Here is a 20,398-nt window from a genome sequence, read left to right as displayed (position 1 = left end):
TTATAGTTATACCCAATTTCTAGGAACTAAGTATTTATTTAGATTATGTTCTTCGGAATTTTCGTCAGCTTGAAAGTTGTATTCCCATCTCGCCAACGGCGGCATCGACATTAAAATAGATTCAGTTCTACCGCCAGACTGCAAGCCAAAGAGAGTTCCGCGATCAAAAACTAAATTAAATTCTACATAACGACCACGGCGATATAATTGAAATTGACGTTGGCGCTCACCATATTCTGTATTTTTGCGTTTTTCTACTATAGGTATATAAGCATCGATGAATCCTGCTCCTACCGCTTTTATATAATCTAAACACGTTTCAAAATCCCACTGATTTAAATCATCAAAAAATAAACCTCCAACGCCTCGGGTTTCATCACGGTGTTTTAAGTAAAAGTAATTATCGCACCATTCTTTATTTTTTTGATAAACAGAATCACCAAAAGGCTGACAAAGTGTTTTAGCTGTTTGATGCCAATGAATAATATCTTCTTCAAATGGATAAAATGGGGTTAAATCAAATCCACCACCAAACCACCATACGGGTTCTTCACCTTCTTTTTCTGCAATAAAAAAGCGTACATTAGCATGTGATGTAGGAATATAAGGGTTTTTAGGATGTATGACTAAAGATACGCCACAAGCTTTCCAGGTTCTTCCTGCTAGTTCAGGTCGATGGGCACTTGCTGATGGTGGAAGTTTATCGCCTGACACTAATGAGAAATTAACTCCTCCTTGCTCAACAACGTCTCCGTTAGTTAGAACACGTGTACGTCCGCCGCCACCTTCAGGGCGAACCCAATTATCTTCAACGAATTTAGCTTGGCCGTCGGCCTGTTCTATCGCAGCACAAATTTGGTCTTGTAAACCTTTTAAAAATTCAACAACCGTTTCTATATTTACAGCACTCATGTGCGAAAAACCTCTCCAGTTAAACCATCCATAATTTTTGATGGTTGCATATAGCCTAATGTTTCACCTTTTATTAGGTAATCAATCATCTGAGTTAATGTGGGATCTAATGTTTGCCATGTTCTGGCTGGCTCTAGCCCTGATAAATTAGCACTTGTTGAAACGATAGGTTTTTTGGTTTGTGAACACAATGAAACAACATCTGGCTGATCGGTAACTCTCACGGCAATAGTAGAAAAACAGCCTGTTAAGTATGAAGAAATATTAGCTTGAGCAGGTAATACTTGAGTAACACCGTTTGGCCAACGACTTAATATTAAGTCAATTTGTGTATTAGTCAGCTTAGAAAGATCAATATATGGCGTTAATTGTTCAAAGCTACCCGCAAGTAAAATAAGACCTTTGGCTTTATCTCTATTTTTGATTTGTAATAATTTTTCAACTGCCGTTTGATTATCAGGATCACAACCAAGACCAAATACGGCTTCAGTTGGATAAGCAATAACGCCACCTTGTTGAAAAATTTCAATTGCTGTAAACATTAGACCGTATTTTATTATCAATAATTTAAACGAGACTTATCACAATAACTTCCTACTAGAAGAATAGGTTATATTAAAGTGAATTCACGTATTCGCTTACATCGGGAAAGTCGGAGTCTGGCAACATTGTTGATAATTGAGTTAACCGACTAATTAATTCAGTTCGAGTTGAACCACACACATTAATGTGTCCCATTTTTCGACCCGCCCTTTTACCTTTACCGTACCAATGAAGTGTTACACTGGGTATTTCAAGAATACTATGTGGCACGCTATCAGTACCGAGTATATTTATCATAGCTGTAGGTCTAACTAATTCGGTAGAACCTAAAGGTAATTGGCAAACAGCTCTTATATGGTTTTCAAACTGACAAGTATCTGCACCTTGTTGGGTCCAGTGTCCGGAGTTATGTACACGTGGGGCAATTTCATTCACCAATAAAGAATCTCCCACTTGAAAGAATTCTATAGCAAGCACGCCTACATAGTCTAATGCTTTGGCTATTTTATCAAAGGCTTCAGTTGCTTGAGCTTGTAAATGTTGATGCTCATTAATGGCTAACGAAACACTTAATACACCTTTACTATGATGATTTTCAGTAAGAGGATACGCTAAGGTTTGTCCTGTTTTACTACGAATACCCACCATAGAAACTTCGCGGCTAAAAGGCACCATTTGCTCAACAACAATCGCTTGCGGCTGACCGCTGGTATCACCTTCAATAAATGATTGAATATCTTGCCAAATATCTTCCGCTTCAGATTTATCTTTTAAGCGCCATTGCCCTTTACCATCGTATCCTGCTAGCGCACTTTTCATAATAAGCGGTAAAGTTAGCGACTCTATGGCTTCATCAAATTCAAACTTATTCGCTATAATTTTATGCTTAGCATTAGCAACGCCAGCTTGTGCAAGTAAGGTTTTTTCTAATCTTCTATCACCACCGGTTTTAATAGCTTGGCTACTAGGAAATAATTTTCCTGATTGTTCACAAGCGGCAAGTACATCATGAGCGATATGTTCAAACTCAGCGGTAATTGCATCAGCATCTAAAATTCCTTGGGCTAAATCACCATAATCTACACTCAGTGATAAAGGGTCAACAACGCGTTCGCTACCAACATCGTAAGCCCTAACATTAATATTTAGAGGTTTACTTGCTAATGCCATCATTCTGGCTAACTGGCCTGCGCCTAATACTAAAACATTCATTTAAATAATTTATTCCGCAGGGTTTGGGTTATCAAGAATATTTTGGGTTTGTTCTTTTCTAAACTTTTCAATCGCTGCCATTACGGTTTCGTCATGAGTACCGATAATTTGCGCAGCTAATAAACCTGCGTTTGCGGCGCCAGCATTACCAATAGCTAAAGTCCCTACCGCAATACCTTTAGGCATTTGTACGATAGATAATAAAGAATCTTGACCACTCAAAGCTTTTGATTGCACAGGAACACCTAAAACAGGCAAGCTTGTGAACGCTGCAGCCATACCCGGTAAATGAGCAGCACCACCGGCGCCAGCAACAATCACTTTAATGCCTCGGTCTTTAGCACCTTCTGCATATTCAGCAAGTAAGTGAGGGGTTCTGTGAGCTGATACCACTTTAGTTTCATATGGAACATTAAGAAGATCTAGCATATCTGCTGCATGTTTCATTGTCGGCCAATCCGACTTAGAACCCATGATAATACCTACTTTCATGATCAAACGCCTTTAAATTATATTAAGTTAAATTTTAAAATGTCTCGTATCGAGACGTTAACAGTCGAACATTATAACCTTGTTCGAAATAGATAAAAACTCAAGTCGCTATCAATATTTATGCTTTGATAGTTAAACTTGGTATTAATAACAGATTAGGTACGTTATATAACCTTTCGTTTAAAACTACACTTCTTTTGCGGGCACATAACGATGTTGCCACTTGCCATTTTACGGGAAACTAAAATTGCCCAATGACATTCAGGACATGATTCATTAATAGGTTGATAGTTTATAACGTATTTACATGATGGATACTGATCACACGAATAAAAGGTTTTTCCGTAACGATTTGTTTTTTCGAATAATTTACCTTTGGCACAATTCGGACAATGTACATCTATATCGTCATTTTGATTGGTATCTTCGATATGCTCGCATTCGGGGAAATTAGTACAACCAATAAACATACCATAGCGGCCTTGCTTAACAGCTAACGTGCTATCACATAGTGGGCAATGAGTTCCTGCTAATAAGGTATCTTCTACTTTTTCGTGTTCAACAACGGGACGTGTATATTCACAATTAGGATAATTATTACATCCCAAAAAAGAGCCAGACTTACCATGTTTAATTGATAACTCAGCCCCACAAGTAGGGCAAGTTTCATACGCTTTTTCTAACGCATGTTCATGATGTTTAAAAATTGAATCATCGGATTTAGACATAAAACGCACCTGTTTCATACGAACTAAGTCATAGTTTTAGTTCAAGTTGCGCATTATGCCATAAAGTTGAGGTGATTAACTAACCAAAGATGGCTAATGAAGTGGCCCTTCTTGCTCATCAAATATAAGGTCTTCCATTTGTGAGTATGCAGTTTCCTTACCTGGCACATTAAAAAGCACCATTAAAACCACCCATTTAAGATCGTCAATTGAGAAGAACTGAGTATCTAACTCCATAACACGGTCAATAACCATTTCACGCGTAGTAAAGTCTAATACATTAACTTGCTCAAGAAACATTAAGAATCCACGAGACTCAACATCTAATAATTGCATTTCTTCACATGTGTAAACACGTGTAGATTTACTCGCAATACGTGTTAAATAGGGATAGGCATCGCTGTCTTGAAGAGCAGCAAGTTTTTCTAACCAAGTAAGCGCTTTATATATTTCATCTTGATGAAAACCAGCTCGCGTTAATTCATCAGTTAAAACATCATGGTCAACCATTACTTCGGCTTCACTATGAATATAATTTTCAAATAAATACATTAAGATATCAAACATAACTAGCCCCTTAATAAACACTTATATAACAAACGAACGATAAACTTTACTTATTAAGTTCTCAGGTAACCCCCTGGAACTGCTGACACTAAACCTTTCAGCTCTAATATTGTTAACTGTGTTAATACTACATCTATGGGTAGCTTACTCCTAGAGACTACGGCATCAATAGGAGTAATTTCATATCCCACATTATCTAACAATGAATCGTTAAACAAGCCCTCTTGATGATTTTTTTTCTCTTGTGAATGCGATTGAAGCTCTTCTGGATCACTCTTTGAATTTAAGTGTAGACCAATTTTTAAAGGAATATTAAGATCTTCAATAATATCATTACATTCTTCAACTAATTTTGCTCCTTGTTTAATTAACCAATGGCATCCTTTGCCTTGTGGATTTTTTATTGAACTGGGGATAGCGAAGACTTCTCGGTTTTGTTCAACTGCACATCGCGCGGTAATTAACGAGCCACTTTTAATGGTAGCTTCCACCACTAAAACACCATAACTCATGCCACTTATAATACGATTTCTTTTAGGAAAAAAACCTGCTTTAGGTACTGTGCCGGGAACAAACTCACTAACAATAAGACCATCGTTATTTACAATATCGTGAGCTAATTTTTTATGTCGGCTTGGATAAACACGATCCAAACCAGTAGCAACTACGGCTATTGTTTTACCATGATTAAAAAGTGCGCCTTTATGTGCCTCTGCATCTATTCCTAATGCCAAGCCACTAGTAACAACTATTCCCTGTTGAACTAAGCCGCCAGCAAAAACAAAGGCATTTTCTCGCCCAAAAGGAGTTGCCCCTCTACTACCTACAATAGCAATTTGCGGCTCTAACAAAAGCTGTTTATTACCTTGGGTAAATAATACTAATGGTGGGTCATATATCTGCTTTAGTCTTTCGGGATATTCATCGTCATTAAAACAAACAATATCACTACCGCATAACTCACTATCAGTTATAACTTTATTAATTTTATCCCAATCAGGATGCGAAATAGCGGTTAGCTGTTTTTCTGTTAAATTAAAAGAAGTGACTAATGGAATAGATGAAAAAAGCTTCATTAGTCCAATTTCTTGAACTAAACGAAGCTTTTTATGAATGGCTAGCCGAGGTATAAATTTTAATGCTAGCCAATAATGCGCATTGGATTTTTTTATAACTGATGTAGCCATACATCTTCTCCTTAAGATCAGGCTGTTTTCATTATTTTTTTATGGCGCGGTTACCATGTCTGACAATCTTAACGGTTTAGACGTTCGTAAAATTAAAGCCATACTCACCTTATCGTAAACCTTAAACACCATCATATTACCTACAGGTTCAACGGGCATATTATATTCATCTTCTGCTGATGATAATAAATTCCATCGCGAACTGTCTTTTTTATATGCTGGGCCGTTAGCTGTTTCAATTACTGCAGGGCTTTGTCTTCTAACAGATAACACATCACCTAATTGAACCTCATCTCGTCGACCTCTGTTAATCATAACAACTTCAAGTTTACCAAATTCACGTGCTTCAGATGACGCTTTAACAATTGAACCTGTTAATGTTGTTTTAGCCGCTTGCATAGTAAAGAACGACGGTAACATTTGACCTTCATTAATTGGAGCAACAAAATCTCCTGAATGAATTTCGCGTTTAGCGCTGTCAACATAAAGAGTTGAAGGTTCTTTCTTACTTATATCACCTGCTCGAATAGCCTTGGCTGTACCAACTAACCTAGCGTAATAACCTAAGCTCTCATTTGTTTCAGGATCAAAAACTTCGTCACCCTTCTGATAAATCGCGTAGCTTTGGCCTACGTCTAAATCACCATTAATATAAACTTTAAAACCTTCAACCGTTGATTTAAAACCTTCATTACTCCCTAGTACATAAGGAAGTTTTTCATATTCTTCTTCTGAAAAAAGAGTATCGTATTTAATGTAAGGTGCTATAACATTTAAAGGTATAGTATTTACAGGAGAATGGTCTTTCAACGTAGTTCTTACTTTAGGGGACCACTTGTATTGAGGTTTACCAGCAGCACCTCTCACTAACATTGGGTTCCCGTCTTTATCATAAACTAGACGTAACACATCACCCGGATAGATAAGATGTGGATTGCTAATGTCTGGATTAATTCTCCATAACTTAGGCCATAACCACGGCTGTTTTAAAAAAACACCAGAAATATCCCAAAGCGTATCACCTTTTACAACGGTATAAGATTTAGGGGCATTCTTATTTAATGTTAATTCATCCGCTAATAAGCTCATAGGTAAAAATAAGCTAATTATTATTAATAAGACTTTTTTTCGCATGCTAGTCTTCCTATTCTTAAGCATTTATCCTAAACCACTATTATTAATTAAAATTAGTAGTTAAAATTGAAACATAACATTCTATGCGAACTTTCGCGAACCCTTTTGGAAAATTATGGCTATTTTATCTGTTTTACGCTTTCCAGACGAGAGACTAAGAACAAAAGCAACACAAGTTACTGAAGTTAACGACAATATTAAAAGCATTGTTGATGATATGTTTGAAACCATGTATGAGGAGAATGGTGTTGGTCTAGCAGCAACTCAAGTTGATATACACCAACAGATCGTTGTAATGGATGTTTCTGAAAATAAAGAAAACCCACTTGTCTTCATAAATCCTGAAATTATTGCGAAAAGTGAAGAGACTTTAATTAATGAAGAAGGCTGTTTATCGGTACCGGGTCATTATGCAAAAGTTGATAGACACACAAAAGTAACAGTAAAAGCGCTTGATGTTAATGGTAAAGAATTTACCTTAGACGGCGAAGAGTTATTAGCTATTTGTATTCAGCATGAACTTGATCACTTAAAAGGCGTATTATTTGTGGATTATCTTTCTCCACTTAAACGCCAGCGTATAAAAAAGAAACTTGAAAAAGAAGCGCGTTTAAATAACGCAGGCTAACATTATATTTAGGAAATCAATTGTCTAAAGCACTTAATATCATATTTGCAGGTACGCCTGATTTTGCTGCACAACATTTAAAAGCACTTATCAATTCAGAACACAATGTGGTTGCTGTTTATTGTCCTCCTGACAAACCAGCAGGTCGCGGCAAAAAAATGATGGCATGTGCTACCAAACTTTTAGCCTTAGAGCATAACCTACCGGTAGAACAACCGATAAACTTTAAAGACACTGTAGATCAACAACATTTAGCTACTTATAACGCTGACATTATGGTTGTTGTTGCTTACGGACTCCTCCTCCCTGAAGTTATATTAGAAGCACCACGTTTAGGGTGCATTAATGTGCATGGTTCAATTTTACCTAAATGGCGTGGAGCAGCTCCTATTCAAAGATCACTTGAAGCTGGCGACAGTATAACTGGTGTCACTATTATGCAAATGGATAAAGGTCTTGATACAGGTGATATGATTTCTACAGCAACTTGTGAAATTACCACAGAAGATACTAGCGCAAGTTTATATGAAAAATTAGCGATAGCAGGTCCTAAAGCATTAACCGATGCATTAACGCTCATGAGCACATCTTCTTATACGCGTGAGCCACAAAATCACGAGTTATCAACGTATGCAGCTAAATTAGACAAAGCCGAAGCTGAGTTAAACTGGAATGAAAGTGCTTTAGCATTACATCGAAAAATTAGAGCTTATATTCCATGGCCTGTTGCACAATTTACTTATATTGAAAGCGAATCAAAGAAAGAACATCGTATTCGTATTTGGCAAGCAAGTATTATTGAAACACAGTCAAATGCAGCAGCTGGCACCATTATATCTGCTGATAAAAAAGGTATTTTAGTAGCTACAGGCAATATCAAACAAGCCCTTCAATTAGAAGTGCTTCAAATCCCTGGAAAGAAAGCCCTACCCGTTAGCGATATTATTAATGCAAGAGCAGATTGGTTTGCTGTAGGTCAACCTATTATAGGTATAGCCTCTACAAATCAAGGAGCACAATAATGGCTAATAATAAAGCGGCTAACATTAGAGCGCTTGCCGCTAAATGTACTTACGCTGTAATAGATCAAGGCAGAAGTTTAGGTGACGAACTCCCTAAACAAGTCGCTAAAATTGAGCTTAAAGATAAAGGTCTTCTTCAAGAAATTTGCTACGGTGTTTTACGCTATTTACCTGAATTAGAAAACGAAGTTCAACAATTAATAGAGAAACCATTAAAAGGAAAACAACGTGTTTTTCATTTTTTGATGTTGGTAGGAATTTATCAATTAAAATACATGCGCATTCCAGACCACGCGGCGGTTAGTGAAACAGTAGAAGCCGCAAACGCCCTAAAAAATAGGCATTTAGGTGGCCTAGTTAACGGTGTTTTACGTAATTATCAACGAAAAGTCGAAAAGCAATTAACCAATACAACCCAAGCTGAATTACCAGATCCTATTAAATATAATCACCCCGGTTGGTTTATTAAAAAAATTCAAGCTGCCTACCCTGATCAATGGCAAAGTATTTTAATCGCTAACCAAGAACGACCACCTATGTGGCTTAGAGTAAATCAGCAGTATAACTCTACAGAAAGCTACCTTGAACAACTCAATAACACAGATATTGCCTTTGAATACGTAGATCCAAAAAGCCAAGCCATTAAACTTAGCCACGCAGTAGGTGTAGAAAAACTCCCCGGATTTGCGCAAGGTCACGTATCTATACAAGATGGCGCAGCACAACAAGCAGCAATACTGCTTGATTGCAAAGAAACTGACAACGTGCTTGATTGCTGTGCGGCTCCCGGTGGAAAAACCTGTCATATGCTAGAACGAGTACCTAACCTAGCAAATATGACAGCTATTGATATTGATGAAAGCCGTCTTGTGCGAGTTAATGAAAACTTAGCGCGTTTACAACTTAAAGCTCAAGTTATTACGGGTGATGCCGCCAGCAAAGATTGGTGGGATGGCAACCTTTACGACAAAATATTACTTGATGCGCCATGTTCAGGTACAGGCGTTATTCGAAGACACCCTGATATAAAATGGTTACGCAAAGCTAACGACATTGAAAAACTCACAGAACTACAGGCACAAATTCTAAAAAACATATGGTCATTACTTAAACCAGGTGGTACTTTGCTGTATGCAACTTGTAGTATTTTACCTGAAGAGAATAACCTACAAGTTCAACGTTTTATTGAAAATAATAATGACGTAGAACATATTTCAATTACAGATAATGATGCTGATGTTGGTTGGCAAATATTGCCTAATGAGCATTCGATGGATGGTTTTTACTACGCTAAATTAGTCAAAAAAGAACAATAAAATGAAAATAGTTATTATTGGCGCGGGGCAAGTAGGTGGAACACTAGCTGAAAACTTAGTTAGAGAAGAAAACGAAATTACCCTTATTGATATCAACAATGAAACCTTACTCGAACTACAAGACAAAATGGATCTGCAAGTGGTTCAAGGACAAGGTTCTCATCCCGATGTTTTAATTAAAGCAGGTATCGAAGACGCTGATTTAGTTATTGCAGTAACAAGTGATGACGCAATTAATATGATTGCTTGCCAAATTTGTTATTCATTATTTAGAACCAGTACCAAAATTGCTCGTATTCGCTCTTCTAAAATTCTTAAATATCAAGATCAACTATTTCAAAACGAAAACATTCCTGTTGATCATATTATTGCACCAGAACAACTTGTAACACGTGATATAGCACGTTTAATTGATTACCCTGGTGCTTTACAAGTATTAGAGTTTGCTGATGGAAAAGTCAGTTTAGTTGCTGTTAGAGCTTATTATGGTGGATTATTAGTAGGCCATGCCCTTTCTACCATTAAAGAACACATTCCTAATGTTGATACTCGTGTTGCTGCTATTTACCGAAACGGCAAACCCATAAGACCATTAGGCACCACAATCATTGAAGCCGACGATGAAGTATTCTTTATCGCAGCAAGTATTCATATTCGTGCAGTAATGAACGAACTTCAAAAATTAGAACCCGCCTATAAACGTATTATGATTGCTGGTGGTGGTAACATAGGTTCTGGTTTAGCGCGTATATTAGAAAAAAACCATCAAGTAAAATTGATTGAGCGTTCTCCTGAACGTGCCGAATATTTAGCGTCAGAATTAAATGATACTCTTGTATTTACCGGCGACTCTTCCGATCAAGAGCTCTTATTAGAAGAACACATAGATCATTTTGATGTATTTATCGCAGTAACTAATGATGATGAAGCTAATATCATGTCTTCATTATTAGCTAAGCGTTTAGGCGTTAGAAAAGCTATGGTACTTATTCAACGTGAAGCGTATGTTGATTTACTTCATGGTAGTAATATAGATATTGCCATATCGCCCCAACACGCTACTATTTCAGCGTTATTAACTCATGTACGCCGTGGTAATATTGCTAATGTATATAGTTTACGAGGGGGCTCTGCTGAGGCAATAGAAATATCGGCTCAAGGGGATGAAAAATCATCTAAGGTGGTTGGCCGTACGGTTAAAACTTTAAAACTTCCGCCAGGTGTAAATATAGGAGCGATAGTGAGAGGAAACGAAGTGATTATTGCTCATTCGAAAACTAAAATTTTGTCTAACGACCAAGTTATTATATTTTTAGTGAACAAACGCTATATATCTGAAGTAGAAGCATTATTTCAACTTGATGCGCTAAGTTTTTACTAAAATTTAAAAATAACGCCAATCAATAACGTGTTGAGTTGATATTAAGATCGCCAGAAAGCTGGCGTGAATAAAACAAGCAAAGTAAATATTTCAAGTCGCCCAAATAACATAGCCACAATCAATACCCATTTACTAAAATCACCTAAACTTGAAAAGTTAGTTGCTACTTCTCCTAAACCGGGACCTAAATTATTTAAACAAGCCGCAACGGCTGTGAACGCGGTAATATTATCAACTCCCGACGCCAGCAATAACAACATACATACAACAAATACAGCCGTATATGCTGAAAAGAATCCCCAAATAGCTTGAACCACTTTATCAGGCAATGCTTTTTTACCTAATTTAATGGTAAAAATAGCCTTAGGATGAACCAATTTATTAAGCTCTCTAAAACCTTGTAAGTATAATAAAAGTATACGAACAACTTTCATTCCACCACCAGTACTACCCGCACAACCACCAATGAAGCTTGAAAATATAAGCAGTAAAGGCAATAAAGTAGGCCAACTAGCAAATGAAACAGGAGTAACGCCATCAACAATCGGTACTGAGGTAGCAAAACCTGCGGTAGTACTCATTGAAACGGCATGGAATAACGCTTGATCTAACGCCTGCCATTCATTGTTGTAAGTATTATGAGCTAATAACACCACAAAACAGATAGCAACAAGTACAAACTGAATTCCAATAAACACTTTAAATTCAGGATCATAAAAATAATTTCGCAGCGATTTACTATGCAATACCGCAAAATGAAGCGCAAAATTAACGCCCGCAACCAATAAGAAGAATACACAAATAAAGTTAATTAGCGGACTACCAAAAGCTCCCATACTTGCATCGTGTGTTGAAAACCCACCAATAGCAATAGTAGAAAATGCGTGACATATTGCATCAAAGGTAGACATACCCGCCAACCAGTAACTTAGCGCACATAGTATGGTTAAAGAAAGATATATATACCATAGGTGTTTAGCCGTATCAGCTATTCGCGGTGTCATTTTAGAGTCTTTTACAGGCCCCGGAGTTTCAGCTCTATAAAGCTGCATACCACCAACGCCAAGCATAGGAAGAACAGCTACGGCTAACACAATAATCCCCATACCACCTAACCACTGTAATTGCTGGCGATACCACAACACAGCATGTGGTAAACCATCTATTTTCGTTAAAATAGTGGCTCCTGTGGTAGTTAGCCCAGAAAAAGACTCAAAAAAGGCATCAGCAAAAGATAAATTAGGAGTTTCAAGTAATAATAAAGGAATGGCAGAGAAGCTGGCTAGAACAGTCCAAAAAAGTACAACAATTAAGAATCCTTCTCTGGGTCTTAAATCTCCTTTATATCCTCTATTGGGATACCAAGAAATAATGCCAATAACTAAACAAAAAATAAAAGACATTAAAAAAGATAAACCGCCACCATCTCTATATAACAAAGAGATAAGTGCCGGAGGCAACATGGTCACACTAAGTATGGTAACAAGTAGACCTAAAATTCGAATTATATTTTTGTATTGCACGTTTTGTTGTCGTTATTCTTAATGTTTTATTGATAAGTTTTATTAACTGACTCTACACAAATCCGATTCAGGTATTATTTATTCTCTTCAGCTTTATCCACTTCACATAAAGTAATAGCACCTGATGAAATAATTTGTATTTGTTGTTCAGTTATTTCAAGATTGTCTTCAGGTAATTTCACTAATAACTTAATATGCTCTAAATACTCTTGCTCAACAACAATACCCTCTGATTTTTCAATAACATGTAGTACGTCGTTTATTTGGGTATATTGACACGCTAGCGTTCTAGAAACCATAGGTATTTTAGTTTTACTCGTTAACAAGGTTAACGCTTGGCGAACGCTGGCACCGTAAGCCCTTTGCAAACCACCGGTTCCTAATTTAGTTCCACCAAAATAACGCACAACAACCGCGCAAACTTCACCTACACCATGTCCTTGCAACACTGATAACATAGGTCTTCCTGCGGTGCCAGAAGGTTCTCCATCATCTGAAAAACCATAATATTGACTACTATCAGCCCTTCCAGACAAATAGGCATAACAATGATGAGATGCTTGCGGATGCTGTTGCTGAAGCTCTTTCAAAAAAATTTTTACCGTGTCAATCGATGAACATGGTGTTAAATAACAAATAAACCGACTACGGTTAACTATAATTTCTTCAATAACATTATTATTAGCAACTAAATAGGATTTGGACACAAGCTACAGTTCTAAGTCCCTAGTCATGTTTTCGTTATGAAGTTGGTGCACAATAATATTATCTTCAATTCGAATACCGCCATACACTTTCATTTCTTCAACTGCACTCCAGTTAACCATTGATGAATGTTTAGACGCTTTTAAATCACTTAATAACGAATCAATAAAATAAAGTCCCGGCTCAATAGTAAACACTTGATTAACTTCAATCACTCGTGATGTTCTTAAAAATGGATGTTCATCAGGCGAGGCGACATGAGTACCTCGTTCATCAGCCATAAAACCACCCACGTCATGAGTTTGTAAACCTAAATGATGGCCTAACCCATGAGGGAAAAAAGTAGAAATAATACCCGCTTCAAAGGCTTGTTCTGCCGTTACCTTAATAAAGCCAAACTCAGCTAATACATTACCGATATCTTTGTAAGCTTGAATATGTAAATCAACATAACTCACGCCCGGCTTAAGACCGTCTACAGCATTCAGCATTAAAGTATTCATACGTGCTATCAGTTCAGCAAATTTATCGCGTTTAAAAGAATAGGTGCGAGTAATATCAGATGCATAACCATTAAAGCTAGCGCCAGCATCAATCAAAAAAGAGCGATGCGCTTGAGGTACGGTTTTTTCTAATGCGGTATAGTGTAAAATAGACGCGTTTTTATTAAGTGCGACAATATTCCCATAAGGTGTTTCATTACATGTGTGCTCTGTAACTTTTAAGTAAGTTTGTTGAATATCAAACTCAGAGGCGCCCTCTAAAAATAAAGCTTTTGCGGCTTTATGCCCTTTTACAGCAATAGCATTTGAACAGCGCATACATTCTTGTTCATATTTTGTTTTGTAGGCTCGATGATAATGAATATAGTTTAATGGTGATTCTGGATTAATAGATTCAAAACCCAAGGCTTTTGCGACTTCAATATGCGCGCCTATATAGGCATAGCCTTTTTTATCGTAAGGTAGTAACTTATCAACGTCGGTAGCATTCTTGATTATTTTTATCGTAAAGTGCTCATTCCAATAACTATCTTCTAGCACTTCAACTTTATGCCAAAAATCTATAGGTTGGTAATAAATAAGAGTTGGTTTGTCTTCTCCATTCACAATTAGCCATGAATTAGGTAAGTTGATAAGAGGTAACCATGCTTTAAAATGAGGATTTACTTTAAAAGGATAACCGTAATCATCTAGAAATACTTTGATCTCTTGTCCTGAATGAATAACCAATCCCTGTAGGTTATCTCTTTGCAATGCACACTTACTTCTTTTTTGTAGTTCAGCTATATGGGCTGGATAGTGTTTTAGTAATTCATTCATTTTCATTTGATCAATTCCGTGGAACATTTCTTATATTGTAACACTAGAATAAGACTCTAGATTTATATTTACAGCTATTCAACGATAAGAATAGCTATTTTAACTTAAATTTTATTTTTAATTAGATCAGAAAATAAAGGTTCCTTTTTACCAATTTTATGTTGATAAATTTGTTGATATGCCAAAACACTTTTTACATATTCACGCGTTTCTTTAAAAGGTATGGTTTCAATCCACATATCTATGGGCATCCCTTTCGCTTCTTTTGCCCATTTTTTAACTCTATGTGGGCCTGCATTGTATGATGCTGTGGCTAATACATTATTTCCTTTATATTGATCGGAGAGTATTTTTAAATATTTAGTACCAAGCTTTATGTTGTTTTTTGCATTGAGAAGATACTTAGTAGACACTCTTTTACGTTCTAACTGTTTAGCTGTTCCTAGCATTATTTGCATTAAACCTTTTGCTCCAACGCCTGAGTTAGCGTCGGGCATAAACGAACTTTCTCTACGCGCAATGGCAAAAGCCCATGCGGGGTCTATATTATTTTTATTGGCAGATTTGGTTATATTTTTTTGAAAGGCCAACGGAAACCTTAAATCAACATCATTTAAGTACCCTACTTTAGATAACGTAAAAATAGCACGATCAAACCATTTTTCATCATAAGAGATTGTTGAAGCAATTAATTTATCGCGATCATTTAATTGAGATAACCAATAATTCCATTCTTTTCTCGCATCACTATATTTACCAATATGGAATAATTCAAAAGCACGTTTAGCCGCGGAGTTCTGTAATAAAGTATTTTTTTCAAGCTCAGTCGCTTTAATTGGTTCATCTTGTAAATTAAAAGGAATATTTAAATAGCCAGCCGCTAAAAAACCATAATAATGGCGTGTATTAGCTAATAATTTTAACGCCGTTAATCCTTGTTCTTTATTATTAGTTTCTATCAAGCTTCTACTATGCCAATACTGCCATTGTTTAGTGTGATGTAAAGCTTTAGGAAAACTGTTTAACTCTCTTAAAATAAGCTCCCAATTTTGTTTTCTCAATACGTCAGCAATTCTCCACTGCACTACACTTTCATCGAGAAAAGCCTCATCAACCTTATGTAACCACTTTTGTGCTTTAGGATGATTTTTATTGGCTAAAGATAGTGCAAAACTTTGCGTTATCTCTTTTTGTTGTTCACTAGTTAGTTTTAATTTAGTTTTTAACTTATTGAAGATATTAATAGCTTTTTCTGGTTCGCGCCAAATAAGTCGCTTTACACCATAAGTAAAAATTTCAGCTTCACGTGTATTGAATTTCTTAAAGACATTACTACGAACAATATAAGCAGGGTTTCGTCTCACTTTATGCCACAAGCTACCTAAATATCTTTGAGAACTAGGCAATAAATTGGTTAAATATGGTAGTAGTGTATGTTCACCACCATCAGCCGCTTCACCTATACGCTGCCAAATAACACTTTCTGTTCTGTATCCTGCTTTCTGCCATTGTTTAAATAAAGGATCACAAATTTTAGGTTGCGATTTACCTACTGTCCAAAGCTCGGTGACTTTAGGTAAAATTGTTTTCTCAGTAACGCCTTTTTTTAAACTATAACGATAATAAGCACAATTTAGTGTTGCGCTACTTGAAGGCTTATAGTGATATAAAAATAAACTTTCTTGCTTATTATCAATTAAATATTCCAACCATTTTTTTCTTAATGGCCAATCTAAAGGGGTTCCTTCATATTTGTCTAAAAACGTTGTTATCTCTTTACCATCAGCCATGTTAATTTTATGCATCAAGCGCTGTTGATCTAGATAAGGTTGTAATGGGTAATAATGTAATTGCTGATATAGTTTTTTAAATTCATCTGGCTTTGATAACCATATTTGTCTTTCTGCATCTAAAAATATTTTACGGAAAGCGGTATTTTCAACAGCATTAACTAAAAAGCTCGAAAACAGAATGGAAACGAATAAAATATTTTTTAAAAACAACTTGGCCCAAGCCTTAAAAAAGTAAATAGATAAACTAACTATAGATTATTCATGCGGTGCTTTATAAATCAAGGTTAAATAATTATTTTTAATAGTTTTTTGTAACTAAATGACTTATTTACACTACCTTAAATAAATATTGCGTAATTCTTTAAACTTTAACCCTATAACCTCTCTGTTTAAAAGTAAATCTTTGCTATTTTATACCCGTTACCTATCAAGGTGCGTATTTCAGAGTATCTTAAATAGCACCGGGTATATAATGTTGATTAATAGTTGATTAAAAAAATTCTAAGTTTAAAATTAGCCAACTTTACCGTATTTTAGAGTGCTAGATGACTGAACAGTCAAGGCAATTATTTGAACAAGCTAATCATCAATTAGATACTATTGGTTTACGATGCCCAGAACCTGTAATGATGATTAGAAAAAAAATAAGACAGCTACAAGTAGGCGAAACTTTATTGATCACCGCTGACGACCCTTCCACTACTCGAGATATTCCAAGTTTTTGCAGATTTATGGATCATGAACTGGTTAGTATGACAATTAATGATAAACCTTATTGTTATTTAATAAAAAAACAATAAGCGTACAACTCAATATTTCTAAAACAAAAAGGAAGCATAATGCTTCCTTTTGAAATTATAGATTTTAATTACATAAATTTATTGGAGTACTGAAATATCAGCTATTGCTAAAAAGCTATTACGAATATCGTTTAATAATGTTAAACGATTCACTTTCACGTTTTCATCATCAGCCATTACCATCACATTATCGAAGAAGGTATCAACAGGATCTCTTAATAAAGCTAATTCAGACAATGCAGCTTGGTATTCTTTAGCATCAGTTAATGGCTTAACTTTAGCACTTACTTGCTCAAAAATAGCTAACAAGTCTGTTTCTGCTGATTCACAAGCATAGTCTGCATTTACGCTAGTAAATAATTCACCTTCAAACTTAGCTAAAATATTACCAACACGTTTATTTGCTGCAGCGAGAGTTACCGCTTCAGGCAATTGTTTAAAGTGCGTTACCGCGTGAATACGCTTATCAAAATCTAATGGCGCTGTTGGCGAATTATTTAATACCGCTTGAATTACATCGACACTAATATTTTGTTCTTGGTAATACGCTTTATAACGACCTAATACAAATTCAATCACTTGTTCTAAGGTATTTTCATTTGTTAATTTGTCACCATAAAGTTCGATACTTTTAGCCAACAAATCAGTAATATCTAAATTAAGCTGTTTTTCAATAATAATACGGATCAAACCTATAGCGGCTCGGCGTAGTGCAAATGGGTCTTTGTCACCTTTAGGTTGTTGGTTAATACCAAAAATCCCCACTAAAGTATCAATTTTATCTGCAATTGCTACCGTACAACCGATATTACCTTCAGGTAATGTATCCCCTGAAAATCTAGGCTTATATTGATCTTCTAATGCTTGAGCAACGGCTTCATTTTCACCGTCATGCTGTGCATAGTATTTACCCATAGTACCTTGTACCTGTGGGAATTCTAATACCATTTCAGACATTAAGTCTGTTTTGCTTAGTAAACCAGCTCTATTAGCATCCGTCGTATTTTCACCAATCTTACTGGCTATAAATTCACTTAACGATGCGATACGTTCAGATTTAGCTTTAAGCGTACCTAATTGTTTTTGAAACAATACAGACTCTAAACTAGTTAATCTACTTTCAAGTGTTTGCTTTTTATCTGTTTTAAAGAAGAACTCTGCATCAGCTAAACGCGGACGAATAACTTTCTCGTTTCCAAATATTACTTGGTTTGGATCTTTGCTTTCAATATTGGTGATAAATATAAACTGGTTTAATAGTTTTCCATCTTTACCATTTACAGGAAAATACTTTTGATGATCTTTCATTGAGTAAATTAAAGGCTCTGGAGGAACATTTAAAAACTCTTTATCAAAACTCCCTACTAAGGCAATAGGCCATTCAACTAGGGCCGTTACTTCGTCAACCAAATCGTCATCTAAAAGAGGAATACCATTGATCCCTTCAGCAACTTCTTTTATTTGCTCTAAAAGAAGTTGCTGGCGTTTATCGTAATCAACCATTACGTAAGCACTATGCATAAGTGATTCGTAGTTATTAGCATGATCGATAGTAACTAAGCCATGATGATGAAATCTATGACCTGTAGCAAGATTACTTGATGATATACCTAAGCTTTCACCGGCAATAATTTTTGAACCATATAATAAAACTAAAGTATGTACAGGTCTTATAAACTGAGTTCGGCTACTACCCCAACGCATTGGTTTAGGAATAGGTAATTTACTTATCGCTTGATTAACAAAAGCAGGAATAAGCTCATCAACAGATTTACCTGGCTGAATAGCTTTATGTAGTAACCATTCGCCTTTATCTGTTTTTAATCGTTCAGCTTGTTCAACAGTTATACCATTTGAACGAGCCCAACCTTCAGCCGCCTTACTTGCCTTGCCCGTCTCATCAAAAGCCACATTAACTGCTGGGCCTCTTTTCTCAATTTCTATATCTTGTTGCTTTTCATCTAAATCGATAACTTTAATCGCTAAACGTCGAGGTGTAGCGAACCATTTAATATCGCTATACGTTAAGTTTGCACTATCTAACTGAGATTTTATTTGATCAAAAAAAGTAATCGCGAGTGTTTTTAAACTCTTTGGTGGTAACTCTTCAGTACCTAATTCTATTAATAACGTTTCTTTAGACATATCGGTTACTCCTGTTCCACTTTAGGTGTTTGGTTTTTGCAAAGTGGAAAACCGAGTTCTTCACGTTTAGCATAATAAGATTCAGCACATGCTTTAGATAATGCTCTTACTCGTAATATATAACGCTGCCTTTCCGTTACTGAAATCGCATGACGCGCATCTAACAGGTTAAATGCATGTGATGCTTTCATTACTTGCTCGTAAGCTGGTAGCGGTAAATTAGCTTCATTTAAACGCTGACTTTCTAGCTCACATTGATCGAATTGTTTAAATAAAGCATCTACATCTGCATGTTCAAAGTTATAAGTTGATTGCTCAACTTCGTTTTGATGAAAAATGTCTCCATATAGCACTTTACCCATAGGGCCATCAGTCCATACCAGGTCGTAGATACTATCTACGTTTTGTATGTACATAGCTAAACGCTCTAGACCATAAGTGATCTCACCTGTTACAGGCGCACACTCTAATCCACCTACTTGTTGAAAATAAGTAAACTGAGTAACTTCCATACCGTTTAACCAAATTTCCCAGCCCAGACCCCAAGCACCTAATGTTGGAGATTCCCAATTATCTTCTACGAATCTAATATCATGTACTAATGGATCTATACCTAACTCTTTTAAAGAATTTAAATATAGCTCTTGAATGTTTTTAGGTGACGGTTTCAACATAACTTGAAATTGATAGTAATGTTGAAGTCTATTTGGGTTTTCACCATATCGACCATCTGTAGGACGTCTACAAGGTTGCACATACGCACTACTCATTGGCTCTGGGCCTATAGCTCGTAAAAATGTCATAGGATGGAATGTTCCCGCTCCTACTTCTAGATCTAACGGCTGAATAATTACACAGCCTTGTCTTGCCCAATAATCTTGTAACTGTAAGATTAAACCTTGAAATGTTTTTATATTAAACGTACTCATGAATATCCAGTTTTCAATAGGGTTATAAGTTTATATTTTAATATCAATTATACGCATTG

General features: G+C 36.0%; 19 protein-coding genes. 5 read left to right on the top strand and 14 right to left on the bottom strand.

The window, feature by feature from the left end:
* Positions 1 to 6: 6 nt before the first annotated feature.
* The 8 genes from hemF to ACM9HF_RS13610 all read right to left on the bottom strand — a co-directional run bounded on the left by hemF (position 7) and on the right by ACM9HF_RS13610 (position 6,775).
* Positions 7 to 912: an oxygen-dependent coproporphyrinogen oxidase gene (hemF, locus tag ACM9HF_RS13645; protein ID WP_473609602.1), complete on the bottom strand. Its 906-nt coding sequence runs from the start codon at positions 910 to 912 to the stop codon at positions 7 to 9.
* Positions 909 to 1,454, bottom strand: coding sequence for an L-threonylcarbamoyladenylate synthase type 1 TsaC (gene tsaC / locus ACM9HF_RS13640; RefSeq protein ID WP_473609598.1), 546 nt, complete (start codon positions 1,452 to 1,454; stop codon positions 909 to 911). Before tsaC ends, hemF begins: the two co-directional genes overlap by 4 nt.
* A gap of 73 nt (positions 1,455 to 1,527) precedes the next feature.
* Positions 1,528 to 2,667 (bottom strand): 5-(carboxyamino)imidazole ribonucleotide synthase, encoded by a 1,140-nt coding sequence (locus ACM9HF_RS13635; RefSeq protein WP_473609595.1) that lies wholly within the window; start codon positions 2,665 to 2,667, stop codon positions 1,528 to 1,530.
* A 9-nt stretch (positions 2,668 to 2,676) separates the two neighbouring features.
* Entirely contained in the window at positions 2,677 to 3,159 is a 483-nt protein-coding gene (purE, locus tag ACM9HF_RS13630; protein ID WP_473609591.1) for a 5-(carboxyamino)imidazole ribonucleotide mutase, read from the bottom strand.
* Between the two features lie 164 nt (positions 3,160 to 3,323).
* Positions 3,324 to 3,887, bottom strand: coding sequence for a DNA topoisomerase family protein (locus tag ACM9HF_RS13625; protein ID WP_473609587.1), 564 nt, complete (start codon positions 3,885 to 3,887; stop codon positions 3,324 to 3,326).
* A 93-nt stretch (positions 3,888 to 3,980) separates the two neighbouring features.
* Positions 3,981 to 4,454 (bottom strand): DUF494 family protein, encoded by a 474-nt coding sequence (locus ACM9HF_RS13620; protein ID WP_077339628.1) that lies wholly within the window; start codon positions 4,452 to 4,454, stop codon positions 3,981 to 3,983.
* 53 nt (positions 4,455 to 4,507) lie between these two features.
* Positions 4,508 to 5,641: a DNA-processing protein DprA gene (dprA, locus tag ACM9HF_RS13615; RefSeq protein ID WP_473609580.1), complete on the bottom strand. Its 1,134-nt coding sequence runs from the start codon at positions 5,639 to 5,641 to the stop codon at positions 4,508 to 4,510.
* Positions 5,642 to 5,680: 39 nt separating this feature from the next.
* The gene (locus ACM9HF_RS13610; protein WP_473609576.1) at positions 5,681 to 6,775 is read right to left on the bottom strand and encodes a LysM peptidoglycan-binding domain-containing protein; all 1,095 of its coding nucleotides are present in this window, start codon (positions 6,773 to 6,775) and stop codon (positions 5,681 to 5,683) included.
* 115 nt (positions 6,776 to 6,890) lie between these two features.
* On the opposite strand from ACM9HF_RS13610, the gene def reads away from it, so the two are divergent.
* The 4 genes from def to trkA are packed head-to-tail and all read left to right on the top strand — an operon-like array spanning position 6,891 to position 11,122.
* Positions 6,891 to 7,403, top strand: a complete 513-nt coding sequence (gene def, locus ACM9HF_RS13605) for a peptide deformylase (RefSeq protein WP_473609572.1) — start codon at positions 6,891 to 6,893, stop codon at positions 7,401 to 7,403.
* Between the two features lie 20 nt (positions 7,404 to 7,423).
* A complete protein-coding gene (gene fmt, locus ACM9HF_RS13600; protein ID WP_473609569.1) occupies positions 7,424 to 8,425 on the top strand; it encodes a methionyl-tRNA formyltransferase in 1,002 nt (333 codons plus the stop codon).
* The gene (rsmB, locus tag ACM9HF_RS13595; protein ID WP_473609565.1) at positions 8,425 to 9,741 is read left to right on the top strand and encodes a 16S rRNA (cytosine(967)-C(5))-methyltransferase RsmB; all 1,317 of its coding nucleotides are present in this window, start codon (positions 8,425 to 8,427) and stop codon (positions 9,739 to 9,741) included. Before fmt ends, rsmB begins: the two co-directional genes overlap by 1 nt.
* Before the next feature lies 1 nt (position 9,742).
* Complete coding sequence (trkA, locus tag ACM9HF_RS13590) at positions 9,743 to 11,122, top strand: Trk system potassium transporter TrkA (RefSeq protein WP_473609562.1); 1,380 nt, start codon at positions 9,743 to 9,745, stop codon at positions 11,120 to 11,122.
* 41 nt (positions 11,123 to 11,163) lie between these two features.
* Here trkA and ACM9HF_RS13585 read toward each other — a convergent pair whose 3' ends face one another.
* The 4 genes from ACM9HF_RS13585 to ACM9HF_RS13570 all read right to left on the bottom strand — a co-directional run bounded on the left by ACM9HF_RS13585 (position 11,164) and on the right by ACM9HF_RS13570 (position 16,675).
* Entirely contained in the window at positions 11,164 to 12,645 is a 1,482-nt protein-coding gene (locus tag ACM9HF_RS13585; RefSeq protein WP_473609559.1) for a TrkH family potassium uptake protein, read from the bottom strand.
* Between the two features lie 74 nt (positions 12,646 to 12,719).
* Positions 12,720 to 13,352, bottom strand: coding sequence for a YigZ family protein (locus ACM9HF_RS13580; RefSeq protein ID WP_473609555.1), 633 nt, complete (start codon positions 13,350 to 13,352; stop codon positions 12,720 to 12,722).
* 3 nt (positions 13,353 to 13,355) lie between these two features.
* Positions 13,356 to 14,672 (bottom strand): Xaa-Pro dipeptidase, encoded by a 1,317-nt coding sequence (gene pepQ / locus ACM9HF_RS13575; protein ID WP_473618307.1) that lies wholly within the window; start codon positions 14,670 to 14,672, stop codon positions 13,356 to 13,358.
* Between the two features lie 104 nt (positions 14,673 to 14,776).
* Entirely contained in the window at positions 14,777 to 16,675 is a 1,899-nt protein-coding gene (locus tag ACM9HF_RS13570; protein ID WP_473609551.1) for a transglycosylase SLT domain-containing protein, read from the bottom strand.
* A gap of 335 nt (positions 16,676 to 17,010) precedes the next feature.
* Here ACM9HF_RS13570 and tusA point away from each other — a divergent pair, with 335 nt between their 5' ends.
* Positions 17,011 to 17,265: a sulfurtransferase TusA gene (gene tusA / locus ACM9HF_RS13565; protein WP_473609547.1), complete on the top strand. Its 255-nt coding sequence runs from the start codon at positions 17,011 to 17,013 to the stop codon at positions 17,263 to 17,265.
* Between the two features lie 78 nt (positions 17,266 to 17,343).
* Here tusA and glyS read toward each other — a convergent pair whose 3' ends face one another.
* Both glyS and glyQ read right to left on the bottom strand, forming a co-directional pair.
* Complete coding sequence (gene glyS / locus ACM9HF_RS13560) at positions 17,344 to 19,410, bottom strand: glycine--tRNA ligase subunit beta (protein ID WP_473609543.1); 2,067 nt, start codon at positions 19,408 to 19,410, stop codon at positions 17,344 to 17,346.
* Positions 19,411 to 19,415: 5 nt separating this feature from the next.
* A complete protein-coding gene (gene glyQ, locus ACM9HF_RS13555; RefSeq protein WP_473609538.1) occupies positions 19,416 to 20,339 on the bottom strand; it encodes a glycine--tRNA ligase subunit alpha in 924 nt (307 codons plus the stop codon).
* Between the last annotated feature and the right edge of the window lie 59 nt (positions 20,340 to 20,398).

Origin of the sequence: Colwellia sp. RE-S-Sl-9 (genome assembly GCF_048296855.1) — a bacterium.
GTDB lineage: Bacteria > Pseudomonadota > Gammaproteobacteria > Enterobacterales > Alteromonadaceae > Pseudocolwellia.
The sequence above is the reverse complement of the archived record's forward strand: the minus strand, read 5'-3'. Positions and strand labels throughout refer to the sequence as shown.